At 60.8% G+C, this 20,984-nt stretch carries 21 protein-coding genes and 1 tRNA gene; 7 read left to right on the forward strand and 15 right to left on the reverse strand.

Features of this window, described 5'->3' with window-relative positions; translation table 11 throughout:
- Positions 1 to 131: 131 nt before the first annotated feature.
- From ACILSL_RS20580 to ACILSL_RS20590, 3 genes are all read left to right on the forward strand, one after another.
- Positions 132 to 851 carry a VC0807 family protein gene (locus ACILSL_RS20580; RefSeq protein ID WP_395733945.1) on the forward strand — a complete coding sequence of 240 codons (720 nt, stop codon included), beginning with the start codon at positions 132 to 134 and terminating at the stop codon, positions 849 to 851.
- Positions 852 to 915: 64 nt separating this feature from the next.
- Positions 916 to 990, forward strand: a tRNA-Val gene (locus ACILSL_RS20585).
- A 33-nt stretch (positions 991 to 1,023) separates the two neighbouring features.
- On the forward strand, positions 1,024 to 1,446 hold the full coding sequence (locus tag ACILSL_RS20590) for a hypothetical protein (RefSeq protein WP_395733946.1): 423 nt from the start codon (positions 1,024 to 1,026) through the stop codon (positions 1,444 to 1,446).
- 6 nt (positions 1,447 to 1,452) lie between these two features.
- Here the strand turns inward: ACILSL_RS20590 and ACILSL_RS20595 are convergent, their stop codons facing one another.
- The 10 genes from ACILSL_RS20595 to ACILSL_RS20640 form a co-directional block, all read right to left on the reverse strand.
- Positions 1,453 to 2,862, reverse strand: coding sequence for a sensor histidine kinase (locus tag ACILSL_RS20595; RefSeq protein ID WP_395733947.1), 1,410 nt, complete (start codon positions 2,860 to 2,862; stop codon positions 1,453 to 1,455).
- Positions 2,843 to 3,517 carry a response regulator transcription factor gene (locus ACILSL_RS20600; RefSeq protein WP_395733982.1) on the reverse strand — a complete coding sequence of 225 codons (675 nt, stop codon included), beginning with the start codon at positions 3,515 to 3,517 and terminating at the stop codon, positions 2,843 to 2,845. Before ACILSL_RS20600 ends, ACILSL_RS20595 begins: the two co-directional genes overlap by 20 nt.
- A gap of 260 nt (positions 3,518 to 3,777) precedes the next feature.
- Positions 3,778 to 5,301: a DegQ family serine endoprotease gene (locus ACILSL_RS20605; RefSeq protein WP_395733948.1), complete on the reverse strand. Its 1,524-nt coding sequence runs from the start codon at positions 5,299 to 5,301 to the stop codon at positions 3,778 to 3,780.
- Between the two features lie 291 nt (positions 5,302 to 5,592).
- Positions 5,593 to 7,029 (reverse strand): DUF1501 domain-containing protein, encoded by a 1,437-nt coding sequence (locus tag ACILSL_RS20610; protein WP_395733949.1) that lies wholly within the window; start codon positions 7,027 to 7,029, stop codon positions 5,593 to 5,595.
- A gap of 130 nt (positions 7,030 to 7,159) precedes the next feature.
- Positions 7,160 to 8,509, reverse strand: coding sequence for an exodeoxyribonuclease VII large subunit (gene xseA / locus ACILSL_RS20615; RefSeq protein WP_395733950.1), 1,350 nt, complete (start codon positions 8,507 to 8,509; stop codon positions 7,160 to 7,162).
- A 45-nt stretch (positions 8,510 to 8,554) separates the two neighbouring features.
- Positions 8,555 to 9,367: a hypothetical protein gene (locus ACILSL_RS20620; RefSeq protein ID WP_395733951.1), complete on the reverse strand. Its 813-nt coding sequence runs from the start codon at positions 9,365 to 9,367 to the stop codon at positions 8,555 to 8,557.
- Between the two features lie 81 nt (positions 9,368 to 9,448).
- The gene (locus ACILSL_RS20625; RefSeq protein WP_395733952.1) at positions 9,449 to 9,616 is read right to left on the reverse strand and encodes a hypothetical protein; all 168 of its coding nucleotides are present in this window, start codon (positions 9,614 to 9,616) and stop codon (positions 9,449 to 9,451) included.
- Entirely contained in the window at positions 9,613 to 9,957 is a 345-nt protein-coding gene (locus ACILSL_RS20630; RefSeq protein WP_395733953.1) for a DMT family protein, read from the reverse strand. The genes ACILSL_RS20625 and ACILSL_RS20630 overlap by 4 nt, the downstream gene beginning before the upstream one ends.
- A 67-nt stretch (positions 9,958 to 10,024) precedes the next feature.
- Complete coding sequence (locus ACILSL_RS20635) at positions 10,025 to 10,936, reverse strand: DUF58 domain-containing protein (protein ID WP_395733954.1); 912 nt, start codon at positions 10,934 to 10,936, stop codon at positions 10,025 to 10,027.
- Between the two features lie 23 nt (positions 10,937 to 10,959).
- Positions 10,960 to 11,211, reverse strand: a complete 252-nt coding sequence (locus ACILSL_RS20640; RefSeq protein WP_395733955.1) for a hypothetical protein — start codon at positions 11,209 to 11,211, stop codon at positions 10,960 to 10,962.
- Positions 11,212 to 11,568: 357 nt separating this feature from the next.
- On the opposite strand from ACILSL_RS20640, the gene ACILSL_RS20645 reads away from it, so the two are divergent.
- Both ACILSL_RS20645 and ACILSL_RS20650 read left to right on the forward strand, forming a co-directional pair.
- Entirely contained in the window at positions 11,569 to 12,237 is a 669-nt protein-coding gene (locus ACILSL_RS20645) for a hypothetical protein (protein ID WP_395733956.1), read from the forward strand.
- A gap of 45 nt (positions 12,238 to 12,282) precedes the next feature.
- Positions 12,283 to 12,966, forward strand: a complete 684-nt coding sequence (locus tag ACILSL_RS20650; RefSeq protein WP_395733957.1) for a hypothetical protein — start codon at positions 12,283 to 12,285, stop codon at positions 12,964 to 12,966.
- A gap of 13 nt (positions 12,967 to 12,979) precedes the next feature.
- Here ACILSL_RS20650 and ACILSL_RS20655 read toward each other — a convergent pair whose 3' ends face one another.
- Complete coding sequence (locus ACILSL_RS20655; protein ID WP_395733958.1) at positions 12,980 to 13,969, reverse strand: AAA family ATPase; 990 nt, start codon at positions 13,967 to 13,969, stop codon at positions 12,980 to 12,982.
- 284 nt (positions 13,970 to 14,253) lie between these two features.
- Entirely contained in the window at positions 14,254 to 16,896 is a 2,643-nt protein-coding gene (locus ACILSL_RS20660; protein ID WP_395733959.1) for a DNA translocase FtsK 4TM domain-containing protein, read from the reverse strand.
- 160 nt (positions 16,897 to 17,056) lie between these two features.
- On the opposite strand from ACILSL_RS20660, the gene ACILSL_RS20665 reads away from it, so the two are divergent.
- On the forward strand, positions 17,057 to 17,491 hold the full coding sequence (locus tag ACILSL_RS20665) for a c-type cytochrome domain-containing protein (RefSeq protein WP_395733960.1): 435 nt from the start codon (positions 17,057 to 17,059) through the stop codon (positions 17,489 to 17,491).
- A 64-nt stretch (positions 17,492 to 17,555) separates the two neighbouring features.
- Entirely contained in the window at positions 17,556 to 18,596 is a 1,041-nt protein-coding gene (locus ACILSL_RS20670; RefSeq protein WP_395733961.1) for an SAM-dependent methyltransferase, read from the forward strand.
- On the opposite strand, the gene ACILSL_RS20675 is transcribed toward ACILSL_RS20670, so the two are convergent.
- From ACILSL_RS20675 to sufU, 3 genes are read right to left on the reverse strand one after another with little or no spacing between them, the layout of a single operon-like run.
- A complete protein-coding gene (locus ACILSL_RS20675) occupies positions 18,593 to 19,642 on the reverse strand; it encodes a fructose-bisphosphatase class II family protein (protein ID WP_395733962.1) in 1,050 nt (349 codons plus the stop codon). The two genes, ACILSL_RS20670 and ACILSL_RS20675, sit on opposite strands and share 4 nt — an antisense overlap.
- A 60-nt stretch (positions 19,643 to 19,702) precedes the next feature.
- Positions 19,703 to 20,521 carry a bifunctional DNA-formamidopyrimidine glycosylase/DNA-(apurinic or apyrimidinic site) lyase gene (gene mutM / locus ACILSL_RS20680; protein ID WP_395733963.1) on the reverse strand — a complete coding sequence of 273 codons (819 nt, stop codon included), beginning with the start codon at positions 20,519 to 20,521 and terminating at the stop codon, positions 19,703 to 19,705.
- A 2-nt stretch (positions 20,522 to 20,523) separates the two neighbouring features.
- Positions 20,524 to 20,961: a Fe-S cluster assembly sulfur transfer protein SufU gene (sufU, locus tag ACILSL_RS20685; protein ID WP_395733964.1), complete on the reverse strand. Its 438-nt coding sequence runs from the start codon at positions 20,959 to 20,961 to the stop codon at positions 20,524 to 20,526.
- Positions 20,962 to 20,984 lie beyond the last annotated feature (23 nt).

The following is a 20,984-nucleotide window of genomic DNA, read 5'->3' on the forward strand; positions in this document are numbered from 1 at the left end:
GAGGAAGCAAGAGGGAGGTCTATCGGATACGACCTCGGGTCCAGAACTGCCGCACCGCATTGTTCCACTTCCTCTAAAGACTGCCAGCACATCGCATTCGACATTCCGCCTTCATCATTCCACAGTTCCCCGTGACCCAAAAACAGCCGCACCCCCTTCTCGATCTCGCACTCACCGTCATCCTGCCGTCCATCGCCTTGGAAAAGCTCAGCGCGCCGGATCGGCTCGGCCCGCTGTGGGCGCTGATCGTGGCGCTGCTCCTGCCGCTGGGGTTTGGCATCTGGTGCTTCATGCAGAAGCGCGGTCTGAACTTCTTCTCCGTGCTCGGCTTGATCGCCGTCATCATCACCGGTGTGCTGGGCCTGTGGAATCTGAATGCCGTGTGGTTTGCCGCCAAGGAGGCCATGTTCCCCATCTTCCTCGGCATCGCCTTCCCGCTGAGCCATCGCTGGGGCAAGCCGCTGATCAACGAGATGCTGCTCAATCCGCAGGTCATCAACCAGCCCGCCCTGCACCGGGCCTTGGACACCCCGGAGAAGCACCACGAGTTTGCCGTGCTGCTCAAAAAAGCCTCCTGGGGCATGGCCGGGACGATGCTGCTGTCCTCTGCCTTGAATTTCGCCCTCGCGATCTACCTGCTGGGAGACAAAGCCCCCGGCAGCGAGGAATACACCAAGGCCATCGGCCGCCTGAACTGGAGCGGCTTCCTCGTCATCGGCATCCCTCTCATGGGCGTGACCTTCGCCCTGCTGCTCTGGCTGCTGCGTTCCATCACCCGCCTCACCGGTCTGGAGCGCGACGATCTGATGAATCAGGGCACCACGGTGCGCAAGCAGGTGAACAACGGCTGATTTCCTTCTTAAAAAACGTTTGCCCAATCCTCCGAGGCCGTTTATAGACTTCGCCCCCGGACTCGCGCGATTAGCTCAGTGGTAGAGCATTACCTTGACATGGTAGGGGTCACAGGTTCGAACCCTGTATCGCGCACCATCTTCGATTGAAGATTTCAGTCCACCCAACCCCATGAGTCTCAAAGACCACTTCATTGGAAAAGTCTTGTGGAATGTCCTCGCGTTGCTGATTGCCACTTCGCTTTTCGCGCTGGGAGATTACTTTTTGGGCAGTGCTAATTTGGAAAAGCTAGTGAACATCTCGAGCTACGTTCTCATCGCGCTGACGATTCCAATGTTCGGCTATTTGCTTTGGCAGCGCTGGCAAACTCACACGCAAAAGTTGCATGCAGCCAAATGGAAGCAGCGTATTTCGGCCATCGCAGACAGCACGGACGAGCCTTGGGAAGACTATACATTCGATGATTTCTGCGAACTCATGGACGATTCTGAACTCGAACGAACCATCGAATTTCTGGAGCAGATGCCTAAAGGCCAGCGACGTGTCAGCACGGCCTATGCAGAAGTGTTGAAAAAATACGGCGGACCGCTTTGATCCCCCTCACCCCGCCAGCAGAATCTGCGGCACCGTGATCACAAACTCCGCCCCCTGCCCAGCGTCACTTGTCACTGCCACGCTGCCACTGTGCGCTTCGACAATCGCCTTCACCAAACTCAGCCCCAGGCCCAGGCCACGCTGCGTGCGGCTTTTGTCGCCACGATACAGGCGGTCCCAGATGTGCGGCTGATCGCTCGCTGGGATACCCATGCCGGTATCGCGAATGGTGACTGTCACCGTGTTCTCAGCCGCCCGGCAGGCCAGATGCACCTGGCCTCCTTCAGGCGTGTATTTGAGCGCATTGTCGAGCAGGTTGGCAAAAGCCTGGCTCAAGCGTGTGGGGTCCACGGAAGCCTGGCAGTCGGGCGTGAAATCGGTGGTGATGGTGATGTGCTTCTCCTCGCTGATAAGGTCGTACATCTCGACCACCTGTCGCAGGAGCGCAGGAATGGACGTCAGCTCGCGGTGCAGCTTCATCATGCCGGCCTCGGCTTCGCTGATGTCCATCAGGGCCTTGAGCATGGTCAGCACGCGGTCGGACTCCTCCACGCAATCGGCCAGCGCCTCGCGCGCGACGGGATCGGGCGTGGTCTGCACCGCAGCCTCCGCAGTACCGCGCAGGCGGGTCAGCGGTGTGCGCAGATCATGCGCCACGTTGTCCAGTGCATGGCGCATGCCTTGAATGAGCGACTGGTTTTTGTCGAGCAGGCGGTTGAACTCGGTGGCCAGCTCTTCGAGTTCCGTGCGGTTCATCTGCGCGGTGACGCGCGCGGAAAAATCCCCGGTGTCTGAAATGGTGCGCGCCGTGGCCACGACCTCCCGCACCGGCTGGGTGGCGCGATGCGCAAAGTAGGCACCGCCCAGCACGGCGAGCAGCAGCGTGGGCGTCATCACCAGCAGGAAATTCCGCCGGAAAGGCTGCAGCACGGTCTCACGGCTGTTGGTGCTGCGGCCTACCTGCAGGATGGCCCCATCATAGAGCCGCGCACTGGCCACGGTCAGATCGCGCTCCTCATCTTTGGGAATGCGCAGCCACTCGGAGCGCTCGTTGCCGTTTTGCGTTTGCAGTGACGCCGCATCCGCCTGCAGCCAGTCGTTGGGCACATCCACAAACAGCACGCTGCCGAGATTGCCGGTGACGCGCACAAAGAAGGACTTCGATTTGCTCTCGTCCGTGCTGTTGAGCTTCACCAGATTGCGCAGCGCCGGCAGACCGCCGCTGGCATAAACGGCGGCACATTCCTTCAGCCGTGCGTCGATGACCTCGCGGTCCTTGCGCTCCAAAGCAGAGGCCAGCAGCACATAAAGCAGCCCAAAGAGCACGACGGCACTCAGCGTGAAAATCATCGCATAGCCAAGCGTCAGCCGCACCGCAAAGCTGCGCCCCCAGTGCTTAAGCAGGTTTGAAGACATAGCCGACTCCGCGGATGGTTTGGATGAGCTTCACATCAAAATCTTTGTCCAGTTTCGCACGCAAACGGTGCACCAGTACGTCCACCACATTGGTCTGCGGATCAAAGCTGTAATCCCAGACATGCTCCAAAATCATCGTCTTGGTAACGACGCGGCCGGGCGTGCGCATCAGCAGCTCCAGCAGGGCAAACTCCCGGCTTTGCAGCTCAATGCTGCGCCCCTCACGCATGACTTCACGCGACAGCAAATCAAGCGTGACACCTGCGGCGGTGAGCGTCGTCGGCTCCACCACATGGGTGGCGCGGCGGATCAGCGCCTGCACGCGGGCCAGCAACTCGGAAAAGGCAAAGGGCTTCGTCAGGTAGTCATCGCCACCAGCTTGCAGGCCCTTCACGCGATCATCCACCGTGGCCTTGGCGCTGAGGATGACCACCGGCGTATTGACCTTCTCTTTGCGCAGCTGCCGCAGCAGCGAGAGGCCATCCAGCTTGGGCAGCATGAGGTCCAGCACGATGCAGTCGTAGGTCACCGTGCAGGCCAGATCCAGCCCCTGCTCGCCATCGGCGGCAGCATCCACCCCGAAGCCGTTTTGCTTCAGTCCGTTCACGATGAACGAGGCGATCTTGCTGTCATCTTCGATCACTAGAATGCGCATGGCTGGCTGGGGAGTGTCCATGGGTAGCTGAACAGAGAAGAGTTGTCCAATGTAGGCAGAAGTAGTTCGGGCAATTGATTCGTTTCACTCACCCTGCGGGCTCACTGCGTTCGTCTGCCTCGCTTCGCTTGGCTCTGCCCGATGGAGAAAGCGCTCGCTGCGGGCAGGATTGCCCGCGCTACCGTGAGAAGAAAAAAAAACCGCCCCGGCACTTTCGCACCAGGGCGGGCCGCGTTCACACACGATCGCTCATTCACACATCAGCCGGCATTGCTTTCATCCACGACGATGAAGCGGGTGCCTGCACGGCTCCAGACCTTCACCAGCGTGACTTTGGTCGCAGGCTTTTCGCACAGCGCGGTGGCCTGCTCGGCGTTCTTCACGGGCTGGCGGTTGATCTCCAGGATCACATCGCCTTCGCGGAGGCCCGCATCATAGGCTGCGGAATCTTCCTCCACAGAGGCCACCACGGCACCTTTGATGTGGGAGGGCACCTTGAGCTGCTCACGCGTCGCCTGGTCGAGGTCCGCGACACCGACACCATGCAGGGCGTCATCCGCATTGCCTGCGGCAGGAGTGGCGTCAGCCACTTTGTCGCCGGGCAGTTCCTTGACGGTCACGGTGAGAGTCACGGTCTTGCCATCGCGCAGCACATTCATGGGCACAGCGGCACCGGGGGCGGTGGAGCCCACCTGCAGCTTCAGATGACGGCTGTCGTTGACGGGCTTGCCATTGAAGTCGGTGATCACGTCACCGCTTTTCAGACCGGCTTTTTCAGCAGGGCTGTCAGGCGAGACACCGGACACCAGCGCACCTTTGGCAGCGTCCATCTTAAACTGCTGCGCCAGCTGCGGCGTGAGGTCCTGGATGTTCACTCCCAGGAAGCCACGCTCCACGCGACCTGTATTGACGAGGCTTTCCATCACCCAGCGGGCTAGGTTGGTGGGCACTGCAAAGCCCACGCCCTGATTGCCACCGCTGCGGCTCAGGATGGCCGTGTTCATGCCGATCAGGCGGCCTTCCACGTCCACCAGCGCACCACCGGAGTTGCCGGGATTGATGGCGGCATCCGTCTGGATGAAGTCCTCATAATCGAGGCCCAGCGTGGCGCGACCTTTGGCACTGACGATGCCGCTGGTCACCGTCTGGCCGATGCCAAACGGATGCCCCACGGCGAGCACCATGTCACCGACTTCGATTTTGTCGCTGTCAGCAAAAGCCATGGCGGGCAGGTCCTTGGCCTCCACCTTGACCACGGCCACATCCGTCTTCGGATCGCGACCGATCACCTTGCCATTGAACTCGCGTCCGTCGGTCAGGCTGACCTTGATCGCGCTGGCATTTTCCACCACGTGGTTGTTCGTCAGGATGTAGCCGTCCTTGGTCACGATGATGCCGGAGCCCACGCCCTGCTCTCTGGGCGCATGGCGCTGTGGCGCACCGCGCTGCTGCTGGAATTCCTCAGGCATCTGGAAGCCCGGGCCAAAGAAGCGGCGCAGGTCGAAGCCTTCGGGCATCTGCATCGGGCTGACCTTGGCCTCGCTCGAGACCGAGATCTTCACCACGCTGGGAGCCACGGCTTTAACAATGGGCGCAAAGCTCGGGAAGCCCCGGGCTGCGGTGGACAGCGGTGCATCGCTGACCTGAATGCGAAGCGGCTCCGTCTTGGTGCCGGTCGCTTCCTTTGCTGCGGTGAAAGCCACCAGCGATACGCTCAGGGCGCACACAGAGCCGAGCACGGCCGTGCGCTTCCAGATGGACGGGTGGGAGGATGAAGTTTTCATAGGAGTATCAATGGGGTTCATGGGATTGTGTTGGGTGGATCGATTTCCACCGCAATCAAACCACCCCACGCCTGCCAACTTCATTACCCCCACATTACAAGCGTGTAAGGATCAGTACGATGGGCAGTCCTGCCCGTCGATCAGCGCTACCGCCAAAACCCACGTCTTCCATACACACCCACAATGCCGACACATCAACGGCATGGAACTCCACCACGCGCCTACTTGCAGTAAAGCGTGAGCCAACATGCTGACCAAACGCTGGCCGACGGGCAGGAGCGCCCATCGTACTCACGCCAAAATCTCATTCACCACCCGTGCCTGCGGATTCTCCACGAGCACCTGCTCCGTGCCATTGCGGCGGTAGCTGAGGTGCTTGGCGTCGAGACCAAACAGGTGCAGCAGGGTGGCGTGGTAGTCGTAGTGATTCACCACGTCCTTCACGGCGTGGTGGCCGAAATCGTCGGTGGCACCGTGGATGTGGCCTGCCTTGAAGCCGCCACCGGCCACCCACATGCTGAAGCCGTAGGTGTTGTGGTCGCGGCCCACAGTGCTGCGGTCCTTGGAGCCGGAGCGGTTTTGAATGACGGGGAGTCGGCCCATCTCGCCGCCCCAGTGGACGATGGTGGTGTCCAGCAAACCGCGCTGCTTCAAGTCAATGACGAGAGCTGCTGCCCCTTGGTCCACATAGGTACAAGCGGCAGGCAGAAGCGTGCGGATGTTCTGATGATTGTCCCAAGTCTGGTTCCCGGTGAAAAGCGAGACACAGCGCACACCGCGCTCGACGAGGCGGCGGGCGATGAGGCAGCGCGTGCCGAACTCGGCCGCCGCGGGATTGTCGAGACCGTAGAGCTTCTTGGTGGCGGCGCTTTCCTGATCGATGTCCAGGGCTTCCTTCGCCGCCGTCTGCATGCGCGCGGCCAACTCAAAGCTCTGGATGCGCGCTTCGAGATCGGCCTCGCCGGGGCGCGATTCGAGGTGCTCCTTGTTCAGACGCTGCACGAAATTGAGATAACGGGCCTGCGCATCGCCCTTGAGGCTCAGCGGCGCGTCGAGATTCGGAATGCGCGGCTCCTTGGGACGAATGACGGTGCCCTGATACAGCGAGGGCAGCCAGCCGTTGCTCCAGTTGTCCACGCCCAGCACGGGCAGGCCGCGTGGATCGGTGAGGGCCACGTAGGCGGGCAGATCCTGATTCTCGGAGCCGAGGCCATACGTGAGCCAGCTCCCCAACGTGGGGCGGCCGCCGGTCACCTGGCCATTGAGCAAGGCGTAGATCGACTGGCCGTGATTGTTCACGCCTGTGTGCATCGAGCGGATGAGCGTGACGTCGTCGACGATGTTGGAGAAATGCGGCAGCAGCTCGCTGACATCCATGCCGCTCTGGCCGTATTTTTTGAACTTCCACGGGCTGCCCAGACACTCGCGGCTGGCACCGGCGGCGTCGTCGTATTTCACTTCGCCTGGGAAATCCTTGCCGTCGTACTTGGTGAGCTCGGGCTTGGGATCGAAGAGATCCATGTGGCTCGGCCCGCCCTGCATGAACATGGAGATCATGGCCTTGGCCTGCCCAAAGCCGTGCGGCATCTTGGGCTTCAGATCGAAATGCTTGGGCCCGATCTGCTCGGGACTGGCCAGCAGGTTCTGCTCCTTCAGCAACGTGGCCAAAGCGATCCCGCCGATGCCGTAGGCGGAGCGGTGCAGAATGGAGCGGCGTGAGTGGAGCATGCCTTTACCTACGCAGCCAGCGGGCCAAATCTTCCCCTGCACCCCGCCAATCCTTCTCTTCCTCCTACTTTGACTCCTCCTCCCGGAAATCCGGAAAGCCCCGGAGGAGGAAAATGGAAGCAGCGCTGAGTTATTCGGCACCCTTCACCACACTTCTCACCGCCCCATGCGCCAGCCGCGTCACGATCTCATCCCCCGCCTTCACCTCGGCGGCATCCTTGAGCACTTTCCCCGCCGCATTCGTGGCGAAGGAAAAACCGCGGGAGAGCACCGCCTGCGGGCCGATGTGTTTGAGCAATTCCGCGCGTGATTGCAGCCGGTCCGCCAGCCGGTCCAGCCGATGCAGGAGCCCCTGCTGCAAACGGCGCGCGCTCGTCTCCGCACGGTGCACGGCCTCGGTGAGCTGCACGCGCGGATGATGCGCCGCCAGCACATGCTGCTTTTGCGTGAGGTCATCCGTCCAGGATTGCAGCCTTTCGCGCAGCGTATCGCGCAGCCGCTGCTCATGCTCATCCACATTCTGCTCCGCCTGCTGCAGCAAACGGTCCGGCGCATGCAGCAGCGGGCCTTTGGCAGTGAGCTCGATCACGTGCTGATGATGCTCCAGCAGCGAGCCCACCCGCGCTTTCAGCGTGCGGGCGATGCTGTCAAAGTGCCGCTGCAGCTCCGTGCTGTCCGGTGCCAGCAGTTCCGCCGCCGCGCTGGGAGTCGGTGCACGCAGATCCGCCACGAAGTCCGCGATGGTAAAGTCAATCTCATGCCCGACGGCGGAGATCACAGGAATAGGACAGTCAGCGATGGCACGCGCCAGCACCTCCTCATTGAAGCACCACAGGTCCTCCAGACTGCCGCCGCCACGGCCCACCACGATGGTGTCCGGCACCGGCAAGCCAAAGCTCTCCGCATCGCCCAGCACTTTAAGCGCCCGCACAATCTCCAGCTCCGCCCCCTGCCCCTGCACGCGCACAGGAAAGACGAGAACCCGCACCCACGGCGCACGCCGCGTCAGGATGTTCAGCATGTCCTGGATCGCCGCCCCTGTGGGCGAAGTCACCAGCGCCACCACCCGTGGAAAGCGCGGGATGGCACGCTTACCCTCCGCATCAAACAGCCCCTCGGCATGCAGCTTGCGCTTCAGCGCCTCAAACCGCTCTTGCAGCGAGCCCTTGCCCTTCGCCTGCACCTGTTTGACGACCATCTGGTACTGCCCGCGCGGCTCATACACGCTGATCTCCCCATGCACCTGCATCAGCGCCCCATCCTGGATGCGTGCCGTGCTGCGCGCCGCCGCTCCTCGAAACATCACACAGCTCAGCTGCGCCCCGGCATCCTTCAGCGTGAAGTACTGATGTCCGGAGGATTGCAGGCGGTGGTTGCTGATCTCCCCCTCCACCCACACGCTGCCGATGCGGCTTTGCAAAACGTCGCGGATTTCGCGCGTGAGCTGGGTCACAGAGAGGACATCAGGGTCTTCGGGCATGGACAGCGTTCATTGACCGAAAAGCGGGCAAAGTCCAGCCTCAGCTCAGAACACCAGATGCCACAGCCAGCCAACCATGCCGGAAGCCACCGACCACCAGCAGCGCGCCACTTCCATGAAGCCCAGCCCCGGCGCAGGCGATGAGGCAAGAAACAGCGCTATCAGCAGGAAGGCGTTGATCAAAAAGATCAGCATCATCGAGAAGAACTCCCCATTGCGCTTCAGGTCTCCCTGCTCGGCGATCACGGTTTTGACCGTGTAGGTGGCATGAAAGCACCACGTCAGCCCGACCAGTGCATAAAGGAACCGCAGGGGCTTTAGATGCACCGTCCACTTCAAGAGGTGCACGTCATGCGACTGCTGCATGTCCAGCGCCAGGCCCACCAGCCCAAACACCAGCATGATGATCAGTGTGTAAAAGGGAATCAAATAAGGGGCCAGAGTGATCCACGTGTTCGACTTGTCCGTCTCCACGTAGCCGCCCTCGGCGCTGACTTTCCAGTCGAAGATGCGCCCGCCAAACATCCTCGCGGTCACAAGGTGGCTGAGTTCATGGCCAAAAACATACGCCGTCACCGGCCTCACCCCGGCCAGATAGGCAATGCCCCAGACGACGCCGCCGAAGGTGAAAAAGATGAACTCCTCGGACCTCAGGAAATCCATGCGGGCCACCGCACGCCAGAGCATCATGATCAGCGTGATGGCCGTGACAAGGCAGGCCGGGGCCAGCACCGCCCCCCCAATCCAGCGCTTCAAAAGCAGCAGGTAGCGGTCCCTCTGCACATCGTGCCGGTTTTTGATTCCGGCGGGGCGGTTTCGGGTCTCATGGAGATGTCTGCGCAGGTTCGCGGTGGACATGGGAATGATGAATTGTTTAACATTTGTTAAACATCTTCACAATTTAAATGTGAATATGTGAATAATAATGTGCCGTTCTTTTCACAATTTCCAATAAACGACCGCGCCGATTAGAACGAAAAAACCGATCCCAATCGCCGCCCATGACTCCGGATCAGGCTTGTAAAAGCCTAGGCTGAGCAGCCGAACAGTCCATGACCCAAGATCACCGAGCCGTTCGCCCAAAAAGCTCTCGGTGAAGCGGTTCATTTGCGAAAAATGAAGTACACCGCCCCGCACATGCAGAGAGCCGCCCACAGGTAATCCCACTTGAGAGACTCCTTCATGTAAAACACCACAAAAGGGACGAATACCATCAGCGTGATGACCTCCTGAATGATTTTGAGCTGCGGCAAACTGAGCGCCGTGCTGCCGATGCGATTGGCGGGCACCTGCAGCATGTATTCAAAAAACGCGATACCCCAGCTGATCAGCGCAGCGATGAACCACGGCTTCGCCTTCAAATCCCGCAGGTGCGCATACCAGGCAAACGTCATGAAAATATTCGACCCCACCAGGAGTCCCACCGCTTTGATCACAGGCCAGTTCATGCGCTGCATGAGAGCATAGGAATGCCGGATGCCAAGCGCAGCCACCAATCTCGCCGCCCGCCCACCATCACGCCCCGCCTGCCAGCGCAGAACCACGCACGAGCAGGTCCAGGAATCGCTCCTCAAAGGCCTCATCGCTCGTCACCTGCATGAAATCCACACTGTGGCTGGCGCACTCACTGGCGAGGTTGCCCACAAAGGCGTCAAAGGTTTCCACATAGCGTTGCACATCCCGCTTGGTCAGCCAGAAGCGGCGGCGCTCGCCAGTCTCCACCTCGGTCAGTTCCAGCTCGCCCTCGATCTCCGGCAGGCGTTCTTTGGGATGCACGATCTGGAGGAAGTGGTTTTCCCCCGGCCACGCCGCCACGCGGGCTACTGCCTCCGTGGCGCTGCCGATCTCCCGGCCAAAAAAGTCGCTGATGATGAAGATGATGCCGTAGCGCTGCTTGCTGGGGCGGAATTCCTCAAAGCAGCGCTTCATGTCCGTGAGACCTTCAAATTTCAGCTTCAGCACCGCCTGGATCACCTTCTCAATGTTCCCCTGCCCGCGCAGAGGCGGCAGTTCCTGATGCACGCCGCTGCTCATCGAGTACAGGCTCACCCGTTGCTGCGCACTCAGCGCCAGATAGGCCAGCGCCACCGCAAAGCGCAGCGCCTGCCGCCGCTTCTCCGGAAACGGCTCCGCCATGGAGGTGCTGGTGTCCAGCATGATGTGCAGGTTCAGCTCCTGCGTCTCTTCGTAGAGCCGCACAAAAAGCTTGTCCAGCCGCGCATACAATCGCCAGTCGATGGCGCGGTAGTCCTCACGCGGCGTATAGTGGCGGTAGTCCTTGAACTCACGCGTAAAGCCCGTGGCCGAGGTCGATTGCGAACCCCGCCTCATCAGCTGCCGCCGCTTGCGCAGGCGCAGCGCCAGCACCCTCAGCCGGTCCAGAAAGGAGGCATCAAAAAGGTCTTCGCGTTCGAGGGTGTCGGGCATTCGAGGTATCAGGTCGGACAATCTTAACGAGAACTGTGCTCAGCGCCCGCGATTGCTGCAAAGATACTCAACGGAATCAACAGGACAAAAATACGCAGCAACCACAGCAGAATGTCAGACTGCGGTTTCTGCGCCTGCGCCATGACCGAATTCAGCATCTCTGAGGTCACATCTTTTCCGCCCATGCAGTTGGTGTAGAGCGTCTGGATGGTGAAAAAGATGCCCCAAGGAATGCCCCACCAGCCCACCACCATGGAGAGCAGCGCCGTGGCCACGCATGCGCTCCAGGCCCATGACCCGCGCGAATGCAGTAAATGCCTGAGCTGCGCTGGAAGCTGATGACGACAATAGAGAAATTGTAGCGGAAGATCCTGAAGCGGCCACCGCGCAGCACATCGTCCTCGATCTGCTGGAGGCTCATGCCTTCCGTCCCTGACATCGGGCGTCCTTTGTCCAGCAATGGCTGGCTTAGGTAGTGGTTGACGTCTTCTTGAGACCAGCCATTGGCCGTCGCGGGCGGAGTTTGCATTGGGTTAATGAGAAATGTGCAGTAAGCTTGAAGCAGGTCTTTTCAGACATGGCAAGGAAGTGTCTTGCATTGGCCAAGATAATTTTGTTAAGCAGATACCCGCATGGAAATCCGTCCCCTCAATCACCCGCCGGGCTTCATCAGTCTGGGCTGCCTCGGTTACCTGGTCGTTATTGCCCTCCTCTGGGGTGGTTGCCAGGGGGTCTACACAGCGCTGAAGAACCGCCAGCCGCTGGAGATCACGGTGACCGACTACATTGCAAAGAAGCCGGATGCCAAATGGGTGACGCTCAAGAATGCGCAGCTGAATCTCCTCGAGGCCGCCCACAAGGGGGTTGGCGGAAACATATCCGAAATCTTCATCCCAGTACGACCCCAGGGTGAATCCACAGACACGCAGGTGAACATCCTGCTCTCCACCAAAAAACAAGACATCGTGGCCGCGCTGGAGGACATGAACAAGTCCTCCGCCACCAAGCAGGAGGTGATCGATGCCGCCTCACGCCATGCGGACAAGCTCTTCATGAAAAAGGACGTCTCTGGCCTCATCTGCTTCGGCATTGATTCCGACGACAAGACCCGGGCCAAACTGGCCAAGCTGGACATGAATCTGGCACCGGATTTCGTGATCTTGAATGATGGCGCAGCCCCCAGCCTTTTTGGCAGCATGTCCATGCTGGGCATCGGCTTGCTGATTGGATTCTTCATACTGCGTAAAGCAGAACCGGCAGCCCCACCGCTACCAACACCTAATTTGCCACCCCAGGTTTAACAGCATGAGGATTGAATCTCCCATGACGAGGGCTCAGGAGGCTGCATGAAAATCCGTCCCCTGCACCACCCCGCAGGCTTCACCAGCCTGGGCTTTCTCGGCTACATGACCATCCTGGGCCTGCTGATCATCGGTGGCCAGGGTGTCTATGTGGCACTGAAGAACTCGGAACCGCTGGAGATCACGGTGTCCGACTACCTTGCCAAAAAGCCGAACGCCGAATGGATGACGCTGAAGGACGCGGAAATCTGTCTCGTGGAGGCAGCCTACAAGGCACGGCTGGGAAGAGTCGCCGAAGTTTTCATCCCGATACGCCCCGTGGGAGAATCCAAGGAGGCCCCCGTTCACATCCTCCTCTCCACCGAGGATCAAGCCGTCGCGTCCGCCTTGAAGGCCCTGGGCCAATCAACCGCCCCGATGAATAAGAAAGTCGATGCCGCCGCCCATCAGGCAGACAGGCTGTTCATGCGGCAGGACATCACCGGCTTGACCCGCTACGGTATCCTCTACGATCTTTTCATGCGGGCCCGACTGGCCAGGCTGAACATGAATCTGGCGGAGGATTTTGTGATTTTGAATGACGGTGAGTCCCCAAACTTAACGGTGAATCTCTGCATGGTGGGCGCAGGCCTGCTGATCTGGTTTCTCATGCTGTGCAGCGCCATGAGCGACGCCCTGTGGCGCTGGCGCAGGAGGCGGGCTTTTTATCGTCAAAGAAACCCACAGTGAATACCAGCCTTCCTCACGCTGCCTGCTGCGCCGGTGTCTTCACCTGGTCGAGCAGCTTGGTGATGACGTCGTCTACCTTCACCTGCCCGGCTTCCCCTTCGAAGTTCAGGATAATGCGGTGACGCAGTGACACGTGGGCAATGGCGCGGATGTCCTCTGTGGAAACAGCCGTGGCCCCCTGGATGGCGGCCCAGACGCGGGCTCCGCGAATGAGGGCCTGCAATCCACGCGGGCTGGCTCCGTAGGAAACGTAGCGCTTCACTTCGGGGAGCGCATCGGGCTGCTCGGGGTGGCTGCTCAAAATCAACCGCGAAGCGTAATGCGCCACGGGATCGGCCACGGGAATTTTGGAAAGCTGCTGCTGCAGTTCGATGAGCTTGGGCCCGTCCGTCATCGTCGCGAGTTTTGGCTCGGTGAAGCCGGTGGTGCGGCGTGAGATTTCAACGAGCGCATCCAGATCCGGGAACGGCACCTTGATCTTGAACATGAAGCGGTCCAGCTGCGCTTCCGGCAGCGGGTAGGTGCCCTCCATCTCCATGGGGTTTTGCGTGGCCAGCACGAGAAAGGGCTCCGGCACCAGATGGCGCTCGCCGCCGGTGGTCACACAGCGCTCCTGCATCACTTCCAGCAGCGCGGCCTGGGTCTTCGGCGTGGCACGGTTGATTTCATCCACCAGCAGCAGGTTCTTGAACACCGGGCCTTTTTCATAGCGCAGGGTGCGGCGGCCTTTTTCATCTTCACCCACGATGTGCGTTCCCAGAATGTCCGCCGGCATCAGGTCGGGCGTACACTGCACACGCCCCGGCTCCAAGCCCACCACCTGCGAAAGCGTGCGCACGAGGTAGGTCTTGCCGAGACCGGGAACGCCTTCCAGCAGCACATGCCCGCCGGAGAAAATGGCCACCAGCACGTCACTGAGCAGTTCGTCATACCCGACGATGGCTTTTTGCATCTCGGCCTTGAGGCTGGTGAACAGGGTGCGGAAGTCAGCGTGGTCAGACATGGGACGATTCTCGCCAGCGGTCCCAATTGCGCAAGGGTGGTTCGCGCGATGGGCGAAAAGATTGGCGTGCAGCCACGTCAGTCGATTCAGACAGGATTAACAAGATGAACAGAATGAGGCAGGATTAAGGCGCAGTGATTCGAGATCGCGTCCTCAAAGCCGTGTCGTTTAGCCGATGCAGCGGATTGGGTTAATCCTGAAATTCTGAAATCCCGTTAATCCTGTCCAAAATTCAACCAAGTCCCCCCAATGCTGTCGCACCGAACCTCGCATGCGTTTCGGCATCAATCCATCTGCACCAAAATCTCGCGCGGCTTCGCTCCCTCGCCCGGCCCAATAATCCCACGGTCTTCGAGGATGTCGATCATCCGGGCAGCCTTGCCATACCCCAGGCGCAGGCGGCGCTGCAGCAGGCTGGTGCTGGCTTTTTTCTCCTGCCGGATGACCTCAAGGCATTTCTCCAGGCATTCCTGCTCATCGGAGCTGACGCCATCTTCACCCATGTCATCATCGTCTCCGAACTCGCCGCTTTCGTCATCGACTTTGACATCGAAGACCGGCTTGCCCTGCGCGACGCAATGCTGCACCAGCGCATGAATTTCGTCATCGGTGACCAGCGCGCCCTGGCTGCGGATCGGCTGCGCACCACCGGGCGGCACGTAAAGCATGTCCCCTTTGCCCACCAGATTTTCCGCCCCTTTGCGGTCGAGAATGACGCGGCTGTCCAGCGCGGAGGACACCTGGAACGCGATGCGCGTCGGGATGTTCGCCTTGATGACGCCCGTGATCACGTCCGCACGCGGTGTCTGCGTGGCGACGATGAGGTGAATGCCGGCCGCACGCGCCATCTGGGTGATGCGGGCGATGGCCACTTCGATGTCCGCAGGCGCGGTCTGCATCAAATCCGCCAGCTCATCCACGATGACGACAATGTAAGGCATCGTGTCAGGAATCACGACCTCCTGCTTACGCGGCGGTGGTGCCTGGGAGTCACCCAGCCAGGTGCCGCTGGCATCGCGCAATTCGTTGTCACCATCCACGGTGCCGACTTCAGCGGTCTTCGGCGCCTCATTTTCCTGCGCAGCCTCCTCGGCGAAAGCGGCGGAGACTCGGGCGTCATCCACTCCTGCCTTGGTCTTGGGCTTGGCAGGAACGGTCGCCGCAGGCGCTGGCGCAGCCGCGGCGGCAGCATTGCGTGCGGCACGAGCGGCGTCTGCCTCGGCCTTGCGTTTGATATTGCGGTTGTTAAAGGCTTCGAAATTACGGCAGCCTTCCTGCGCAAAGATCTGGTAGCGGTTCTCCATCTCCTTGACCACCCAGCGCAGGGCCAGCAGCGCCTTCTTCGGATCCGTCACCACCGGCAGCGCCAGATGCGGCAGCTCCTCGTAGTTCTGCATTTCTACGACCTTGGGGTCGATCATGATGAAGCGCAGCTCATCCGGCGCAAAGCGGCAGATCAGGCTCGTGATGATGCTGTTGATACACACGCTCTTGCCACTGCCCGTGGCACCCGCGACGAGCAGATGCGGCATGGCCGCGAGATCGCCGATGATCGTCTTGCCATACACGTCCTTGCCCAGCGCGACGGGAAGCTTGGACTTGCCGTTAACGAACACATCATCCTCCAGCAGCTCACGCAGCGGCACGATGGTCTTCTCCGAGTTGGCCAGCTCGATGCCCACGGTGTCCTTGCCAGGAATCGGCGCGAGGATGTTGATACGCTCGGCGCGTGTGGCGCGGGCGATGTCCGCATCCAGATTCGCAATACGGCTCACGCGCAGACCATCCACGGGACGCACTTCATAGCGGGTGATCGCCGGGCCACGGGTGATGTCCCCCGGCTCCACGCTGATGCCGAAACTCGCCAGCGCTTTGACGATGGTGGCCTGGATGCCAAGCAGCTCGCTCTTGTCCGTCGGCGCACGATGCGTCTCCTCCGGCCATTTTAGCAGCTCCATGGAGGGCAGCTTGTAGTCCTTGAAAAGCTTGGTCAGATTTCCCAGCGAGCCATGCGGCGCCTGCTCCATCTTCTGCGCACGCTTCTGTTCCCAGACCTCGGCCAGCTTCGGTTTGTCCGCGCGGTCCTCATGTGCTCGTGAGATCGAGGAGTCGATGATCTTCGGCGGTGGCGGGTCAAACTTGAGCGGCAGCTCCATGTTGGTGGCCGCAGCCGCAGGGGTGTCCCCGCGCAGTTCCGTGCCCTTGTCCTTCTTCTTCCGCCGCAGGCCTTCCGGCACCGGCGTCACGGTGCCTGGAATGGTGTTCGCCGCTTCCTCGGCCAGCTTTTCCTGGATCAGGCGCTGCGCCTCGCGCTCCGCCTTCCAGCGGGTCAGTTCCAAACGAATATTTTGAATCACGGTCAGCGGGTGCTGGCCGGTCACGAGGAAGAGTCCGCCCATGTAAACGGTGCCCAGCACCACGGTGGCCCCCACCTTGCCGAGCAGGTTTTTCAGAAGGCCGCCGCCGATCACGTATCCCAAACCACCCGCACCGCCCAAAGGGGTGAAGTGGTCCCGCTCGCTCAGCAGGCTTTGCACCTCCAGCAGGGCTGCCCCGCTGATGATCATGATGGCCACGCCCAGCCACGCTGCGCGGGTGATCTTCATCTTGGAGTGCAGTTTGCACACCCCGAACCACGTCATGCTGAAGGGCAGCAGATAGGCCGAAAAGCCCATGAGCCAGAGCATGTGCCCCGCCGCCAGCGCGCCGATGCGCCCGACAAAATTATGCGTCGTATCCCCGGAAGATTCGGACAGCGCCAGAAAGGACCAGGACGGCATGTCACGCGGATCATAGGACACCAGCGCCAGCAGCAGCAGGGTCGCCAGCATCAGCAAAAGGATGCCGAAGGCGTCATTCCATGGGCTTTCCTTCTCGTCCGTAGACCGGGCGCGAGGGGGGCGGGAGGCTGCAGCGGCACGACTCATGACGACAATCTGGTAATTGTGGCAGACGAAATTATTTAAGGCTACCAAAATATTTATCTTGCCTCACTTTTGTGGATCGGCTTCGATCCGTTCCGGGTTGCTGCTTGACCGCAAAAAATCCCGCGAACATCTTTATTCCTTGCTACGTCACACCACAATCATGAAAAACACCCTCGCCCTCACCCTTGCCGCCGTGCTTGCCCTCGGCGTCTCCGTCACCTCCACCACCAGTGCTCAGGACGCCGGCAAAGTGGACTTTGAAAAGCAGATCCTCCCCGTCCTGAAGGAGAGCTGCTTCAAGTGCCACGAGAAGGAGCACGAAGAAAATGGCAAGATCAAGAAGCCCAAAGGCGGCCTTCGCCTCGACAGCGCTGCAGCCATCACCAAAGGCGGCAAAGAATATCCGAATGAAAACGTCGTGGCCGGCAAGCCTGACGCCAGCTGGCTGGTGAAGACCATGGCTCTGCCTGACACGGATGACCTGGCCATGCCTCCGGAAGGCAAGGGTGACCGCGTCACCCCTGCCAACATCGACCTCATCAAGAAGTGGATCACCGAAGGTGCCAGCTTCGGAGCCTGGAAGGGCGTTGAGTAAATTTTAGTCACCACATCTCACCACGAAGGGCGGAGCCTCGGCTCCGCCTTTCTTTTTCCCCTTCATGAACACACCTTTCCGTTTCACCACCTGCCGCGCCGGATCTGAAGCCACGCTCAAGCGTGACATCGCCAGCCACTTCGCCGGAGAGCTCACCCCGGCCTTCATGAAGCCGCAGTTCATCACCTGGAAGGTGAAGCATCCAGGCTTCAGCCCGCCGAAAAACCTCAGCCACTTTGCCCGCGTCAGCGGCATCTCCCTCGGCCTGTGCAAAACGCTGGCCGAACTCGTCGAGCACGCCCGGAATCTCGGCAGCAAGCCCCTGCGCCTGCACGTCTTCCCGCGCATCACGGCAGAGGACGGCGTGGAAGCCGCCACCTGGCAGCGCATCGACACCCTCGCCGCCGAGATCACCACCGCGCTCACCGAGGCCGGCATCGCCCTCGAAACTCAGCAGCCCCTCGCCCAAGGCGATCTCATTCTCGATGTCATCGTCGGCGAGACTCCTGAGGAGCCCATCTTCCTCGGCTGCCACGAGCACCAGCCCGGCATGCACACGCATCCCGGCGGCCTGCCACGCATCGCGCTGCCAGAAGAAGTGCCCTCACGTGCCTGGCTCAAACTTGAACAAGCCCTCGCCTGGCGTGGCTGGGATCAGCTTGATCTGCGCGGGCAGACCGCCCTCGACCTCGGCTGCGCTCCCGGCGGTGCCACCTACGCGCTGATCCAGCGCGGCATGAACGTCCTCGGCATTGATACGGGGGAAATGGACCCGCGCGTGCTTGATCTGGCCAAGGCCAAAGGCGTCCGGTTTGAGCACTGGCGCACCGCCGCCGGCCGTCTCAACCTCACCGCCCTGCCCCGCGAACCCGCCCTGCTCCTCTGCGACATCAATCTCGCCCCGCCCGAGATCATCCCCACTCTCCAGCGCATTCAGGATGCCGTGCAGGCCCGCCGCCTCATCCTCACCATCAAGCTCAACACCCCGGCCCTCGAAGACCGCGCCCACGAGTTCATCGACACCATCCGCGACTTCGCCCCCGCCCCCGTTTTTGCCACGCAGCTTGCAGGCAATCGCCGGGAGATCTGCATTTGCGCCGACTAAGCCCTCAGCGGCACCACCTTGCGGTCCAGATCATGGGTGGCATGAATGCGGCGGACCGTACCGCTGCGTGAACGCATCAAAATGGAGTGCGTTTCCACGCGGTGCCCGACGAGCCGGCATCCAGGCAGCAAGGGGCTGTCGCTGATTCCCGTGGCGCAGAACAAGGCGCTCTCTCCCACGATGAGTTCATGCACCCGAAAAACTTGCTCCATCTCAGCGGCAGGCGTGTACGCCGCGACTTCGGCGCGGTGGGCTTCATCATGAAACCACATGCGCAGCTGCATGTCGCCACCGAGACATTTCAGCGCGGCAGCCGCCAGAATGCCTTCGGGAGAGCCGCCCATGCCCACATAGAGATCGCAGTTGGACTCCGGCATCGAAGGAGCCACCGCAGCAGCGATGTCGCCATCCGTCACCATGCGCAGCGCAGCCCCTGAGCGGCGGATCTGTTCGACAATCTCATGATGCCGCGGACGATCCATGGTGGAAACCACGAGGTCGCGTTCACGCTTGCCCAAGGCTTTCGCCACAAAGGTGATGACCTCCTGCAGCGGCATGTCGAGGAAGCAGCGGTCTCCGCTGCCCTCCAGCGCTTTCTTCACCGCCGGACCGTAGGCGATCTTGTGGCTGTAGAAACTCGGAATGCTTTTCATGGCACACGGCGCCCCATCTGGAATCTGGGCCGCTGCGATGACGGAGATGCTGTTGGGCAGGCCTTTGGCAATGTTGCTGGTGCCGTCGATGGGATCGAGCGCGATGTTGAAGCGCGGTGAGCCATCGCGCCAGGTGCCCAGGTGCTCGCCGACGAAAATGCCGGGCGCGTTGTCCTTGATCCCCTCTCCGATCACGACCTCGCCACGAATGTCGAGGATGTCGAAGACGCCGTAAATCGCGCTGCAGGCTGCTCCGTCCGCAAGCTCCTTTTCACCGCGACCCAGCCAGTGAATCGCCTGCAGTGCCGCATTTTCCGTGGCTCGAATGAATTCGAACTCGAGAATGCGTTCCAGATCGTGAGTGCTGCGCAGCGGTGGAAGAGAGGTGGACATGGCCCGCAACGTTGAATGACGAATATTGAAATGACGAATGAAAGTATTGCCTCATTCGCATTACCCCTGCTTCTGGCACGTCGGACAAAAGAATGTCGAACGCTGCCCTTGGACGATGCGCTTGATCGCCGTTTTGCAAACGCGGCAGGGCTCGCCCTCGCGGTCATACACGCGCAGCGTCAGCTTGAAGTAGCCTGGCTCCCCGCTCTCATTCAAAAAGTCCCGCAGCGTGGTGCCGCCCATTTCGATGGAAGCCGCCAGCACCTCGCGGATGGCCTTCACGAGTTTCCCAAGCTTCGGCTTCGTCACCTTACCCGCAGCCTGACGAGGGTTGATTCCCGCCATGAACAAGGCCTCGCTGGCGTAGATGTTGCCAACGCCAACCACAACATGCGCGTCCATGATCACCTGCTTGATCGCCGCCGTCTTGCCCTTGCAGGCCGCCTGCAGATGATCAGCCGTGAAGTCATCCCCCAGCGGCTCCGGGCCCAGGTCTTTGAGCAGCGGATGCTCCATGGGATCTCCCTCAATCCACAGCGCCGCGCCAAAACGACGCGGATCATGCAGGCGCAGTTGCTTGCCGCCCTCCAGCGTGATGGCCAGATGGTCATGCTTTTTAAACGGCGTGTCCGCCGACAGCACCCGTAGATTTCCCGACATGCCCAAATGCAGCAGCAGGGTGCCTTTGGCGGTGCCAAACAGCAGGTACTTCGCCCGGCGCGTGCCGGTTTCAATCCGGCAGCCCTCGAGTTCATGAATCGTGTCCGGCACCGGCCAGCGCAGCCGCTTGTCCCGCACGATCACCTCCCGCACCCGCTTGCCGACCACATGCGGCGAGACACCACGCAGGGCGGTTTCGACTTCCGGGAGTTCAGGCATGCCTACTTCCCCTCCAAAGCCTGCTCCAGCGCTCTCCACGCCAGCATCGCGCACTTCACACGCTGCGGAAATTTCTGCACTCCTTCCAGCAGGATGAGCTCGCCCAGCGCATCTTCATTCGCCGGAGCGCCGTCTCCCATGACCACACGGCGGAAGTCTTCGCGCACGGCGGCGGCTTCGTCCTTGGACTTGCCCTTGATCTTCTGCGTCATCATCGAGGCGCTGGCCTGGCTGATGGCACAACCCTGGCCGGTGAACTTGAGGTCTTCGATGTCTCCCTTGTCGGAGACACGCACCCACACGTCGATCTCGTCGCCGCAGGAGGGGTTGTCGCCGTGGGCATGGAGGCAGGGCGGCGGGAGTTCGCCGTTGTTGCGAGGGTTCCGGGAGTGATCCAGGATCACCTGCTGATAGAGGTCGCGGAGGTCGTCAGAGAGCATGATCAAAGAGACTTAACAGGCTG

This window comes from Prosthecobacter sp., from assembly GCF_044222345.1.
Lineage (GTDB): Bacteria > Verrucomicrobiota > Verrucomicrobiia > Verrucomicrobiales > Verrucomicrobiaceae > Prosthecobacter.